Here is a 4,237-nt window from a genome sequence, read left to right as displayed (position 1 = left end):
TCCGGCTTTACGGTACCTTTGGATTCGGCCCAGTCCCAGAGTTCGTTCCAGGTGTTCCTTACGGATTCGGTGATGGAATCCACAATGCCTTTCTCTTCTTTCTGCGAGGCCGGTTTGGAAGCAGCCGGTGAGCCCGGGGCTTTTGAAGGAGCGGCAGGTTTTGCAGCCGGTGCATTGCTTTTCGGAGCAACGGGCGGAGCAGCAGGCTTCGCAGGCGGGCGGTAGTCCGGGTTCTGCACGTTTACGTTTCCGGTAGCATGCTTCTTATTCTGATAATATTCCACGGTAACGTAGAATTCCAGCTGCCGGGGATCCGTTTCCCCTTTCAGGGCTTTCTGCATCAGGGCTTTTGTAAGAATGAATTCAGCAGTGGCCGTACCGGTACGGTCCACAACAGCCTGCCGGCTGTCGACAAAAAGGTTTCCGGCCTGGTGACCGTCTCCCTTCGCATCATCTTCCCAAAGCGTAAACAGCAGTTTTTCGCCAACAAGGTTCACTGACTTTGCCTGAGCAACCAGTTTTTCCCGGTAGCTGAAAACGCTTCCCGGGGAATCGTCCACATAGCGCAGCTCCACTTTGTTTATTCTCGGAATCCCGGCCGGCTGCGGCGTAATATCGATGGTGGTGGGACCGCTTCCTTCCGACTCATGGAGATAGGCTTCCAGACGGTAGGTGTTTTTTGCAGCAACTTCCCCGAAGGTAAAACTGCCGCTTCCCTGCTTCCTGATATTGGTGGTCGTAAAGCTGCCGTCGGGCCGTTTTTTGAAAAGCTCCCAGGTGACGGCGGCAGGGTTCCGTTCACCGGCCGGAGTAGCCGGGTACCAGTCCGCTACCATATATGTAGTCTGCTCACCGATTTTCGGTGCGGGATTCCCTGAAATTCTTGAAACTCCTTTTTTAGACATGGAAATGTTTTTTAGATCGGATTAATAAGCGTCGATATCACTTTCCAGAGCTGTTTCCTTAAAATCCTGCATGCTGACCAGCGGATTGATATGCTGAATGGTCTTATTGTCGGCATTTTTTACATTCTTCTTGCTCATCTGGCCGCGTTGCCCATGATCCTGAACGGTGATTTTTCCTCCTACGGTGCATTGCAGTTCGGAGAACTCCGTAACGATCTTCTTATCCATGATTTTTACTTTATCATAGGTTTTCTGCCATTTTCCGGCCGGTGCGTACGAGCATGGCAGATTGCCGCCGGAGGACGGCTCCAGCTTACATTTTCCGAAACTGGGCCCCGAAGGCGTGAACTGGAGATCGTCTTCCGTAACGCCGAGGAAATCAGAACTGCCGTCAGAATCATTCCAGAAATGTTTCTGATGGGAAGTCACTTTAAACTGCGGAAACTGGTCACCCTGGTTACACTGGGCTTTACCTTTCTGTACGACAAAGTGTTTGCCGTCATGCGGTGAGGATTGCTTTGACATAATACCGGGATTTGGATAAACCAAAGATAAAAAATTAGTTGTTAAAAAATAAAAAAAGCAGAAGTTATTTCTGCTTTTTACTATTGATAACACATTAGTGCTTCGTATATTCCGGCTGTTCCACCGGCATCAGGGTCGGCATAAAATATTCGTTCAGCCAGTAGAAGGTCTGCCCGTTCTGCTGGATTTTCACGGCAGGATCGTTCCTGTGGGATAGCATCCGGTCTGCAAGGGCTTTATAGTTCTTAAAATAGGACCGTACGGTCTCGTTGGTCACGATCTTTGATTTTTTCCAGCCTTTCAGCATATATTTGGACATCAGCTCTTCCTCAGAAAGATCGAATCCGGTACTTACCCCAACCGCATAGGACATCGGCTGCTTGTAAAGCTCGCTTTTATCCAGAAACTGAAGCGTCGGATTATATTTTTTCAGCAGCTTCATGTATTCGTTAATGGCTTTCGACTGGCTGAAATCGGCTCTTTCGGCCCCCGTATTCCGGTAGACTTCCGTGTAGAATAATTTCAGGTTGTCATACTCGGCTTCGGAAATCAGAATTCCTTTTTCCAGTCCGGGCTTGAAATCCTTAAGTTCTTTCGGGATGTAGCCTTTCACCAGAAAAGGGTTTCCGTAATTGATCAGCTGGGCGGCAATGCCTGCAGGAACCGGATTCGTCAGTCCGGGATACAGGTATTTGTACTTCAGGTCGACATCGGTTCTTCCCGCTCCTACCGAAGAATGGAAATAATCGTTCAGCGACTTATCAAGCGTAGTATTATCCAGTGTCACCTGGGCAATCAGGCTGTCCACCGACTTTTTGAGGTATCCCGGCGTGGCAATATCGCCTTTTTTAGGGAAGATCACAAATCCCTGGGACATGCTCTGCTTGGGATAATCGAGAGAGAAAAAGCCCTCATCGCCTTCCACCAGGTTAAAGTTGTTTTTCGTGAGGACATCATTCTGGTTGATGATTTTCTGCTTCTTCAGTTCGGCAATATTCTTTGCCGTATTGGTGACCACATTTTCTGCCATCAGCACGAAATCGTTGTAGGTATCCGCTGATCTGGCACTGGTCTGGAACATGATCAGCCTGGCCTGTGCCTGGGTAAGGGAATTGATCACCCCGTACATATTCCCGCTCTGGCCGGAAGAGGTTCCTACCGTGATAACGATATTGGTTTCATCAGGAACTGTGGACAGGAGGTTTCCTGCCGCCATCAGTCCTTCGTTTACCGGCTGGTACCCGCTGTTGCTGATGCAGTTCATCTCGTTGGACTTCTGATCGATAAAGGTAGTGATTTTACTGTAGTCGTTATTTAATCCTGAAACAGCTACATTGTCGCCGCATGAGTTATTTTTGTAGAGTACTACGCCGTATTTTACCTGGCTGAAATAGGAAGGCTTTTCAAACCTGAGCTGCAGGTCCTGAAGCAGGGATTTTACAATCGGGGCATAAGGCGCATTCGGCGCACTGATATCGAGTGCAAAGACAATATTGATGTTTTTATTCTTTTCCGTGATCTCCCGGTAGCGGTCAAAATAAATAGGCTCACCCAATACATTGAAAACGTAATTTTTACTGTAATCAAGAATATTGGTAAAATACTTGGTCTTGGAATCCGGTGCCGGCGGTTCAGTCAGCGGCAGGGTCACCGGAAAAATATTTTCCAGGGGGGTCCGTTTAGTGACATCCGTCAGAAGAACGGCAGCTTTGTTCTCGGATTCACTTTTACCGGGATATCCTTCGTGAATTCCCAATGCCGTTTCCGTGATCCCTGTATCATTTTTCATTTTCACGGCCGAGCGTTCTCCCCACGAAGAGATAACGTTTGAACTCACCCATCCGTACAGGCCTGTACCAATGCTGTCGATATCAACAGCAGGCTTTCTGCCTACCAGGAACCGTTTGTTGTTTTCTGCCTGCTTATACACATATACGATCTGTCCGTTCGGGATTTTCACGTCTGCCTGTTCAATCAGGCTGGGTGAATTGAATACCATAATGGAATCGTTTTTATAATATCTTTCAGAGTTCCTGATCACTTCGCTGTTGCTCGGAACCACCGCTACCTTTACAGGGAAGCCTGTCTTCTCGCCTTTCAGAGAGTTGGTCCAGAGCAGGAGATCGGATTCCGGTATCCAGCCGTAGGTTTTGATCTGCTTGGAAGAAACTTTTTTCATCAGTGCATCCGGAATATATTCTGCCACCTTTACCATGCCATCCCGGTGCTTCAGAACCATCAGCGGTTCCAGGAATTTAATTTCCTTGTATGATTTTTCGTCACTTTTATCCAGATAGGCCGTGTTTTTTGCGCGGTCTGAAATGGCGATCCACGGAACGGATTTTTTAGGAAAACCATTTACAACCGGTGAGGTATCCACCTGTCCGTAATGAGTGGGCTCGGGGGTTTTTCTGGACGGCAGTTTTACCTGGCACGCAGTGAGCAGTACAGAAATCCCGATATAATAGGCAGCTAGAGGAAGTTTATTTTTCATCCTGATTTATATTTTATGGTGGGTGAAGTCCTGAGAAACGGACGCTTATTTGCTTTGGTTGATGTCTACTTTGGTTACACAGTTCTGGGCATCATCGAAATTTACTTTTACCGTCTGGATGATCACACCTTTGTCAAACTGAAGCCCTGCACAGTACATATAAAAATTATTGACTTTGCTGTCACTTACCTTGACTACCGTATTTTCATTGTTGCATAAATAAGTTCTCAGCAGGTAATTGTAATGCATATTGAAACTGTTGCCATTTGCAATCTGCTGCAGGTGATACTTGAAGTCATTGTCGATCTTTTCA

Annotated in this window: 3 protein-coding genes and 1 pseudogene; all 4 read right to left on the bottom strand. The window is 47.3% G+C overall.

Translation table 11 applies throughout. The features are described 5' to 3' along the window. Positions 1 to 905: hypothetical protein (locus QZ735_RS13375; protein WP_294249315.1), on the bottom strand; the 905-nt coding region annotated here is incomplete at its 3' end. 21 nt (positions 906 to 926) lie between these two features. Then, a complete protein-coding gene (locus QZ735_RS13370; protein ID WP_294249314.1) occupies positions 927 to 1,430 on the bottom strand; it encodes a DUF4280 domain-containing protein in 504 nt (167 codons plus the stop codon). Positions 1,431 to 1,524: 94 nt separating this feature from the next. Next, entirely contained in the window at positions 1,525 to 3,924 is a 2,400-nt protein-coding gene (gene tssR, locus QZ735_RS13365) for a type VI secretion system protein TssR domain-containing protein (protein WP_294249312.1), read from the bottom strand. A gap of 45 nt (positions 3,925 to 3,969) precedes the next feature. Further along, positions 3,970 to 4,237, bottom strand: a pseudogene (locus QZ735_RS13360) (PKD domain-containing protein); the annotation flags it as partial.

Origin of the sequence: uncultured Chryseobacterium sp. (genome assembly GCF_913776365.1) — a bacterium.
Taxonomy (GTDB): Bacteria; Bacteroidota; Bacteroidia; order Flavobacteriales; family Weeksellaceae; genus Chryseobacterium.
This window is presented reverse-complemented; position numbering and strand designations above follow the sequence as displayed.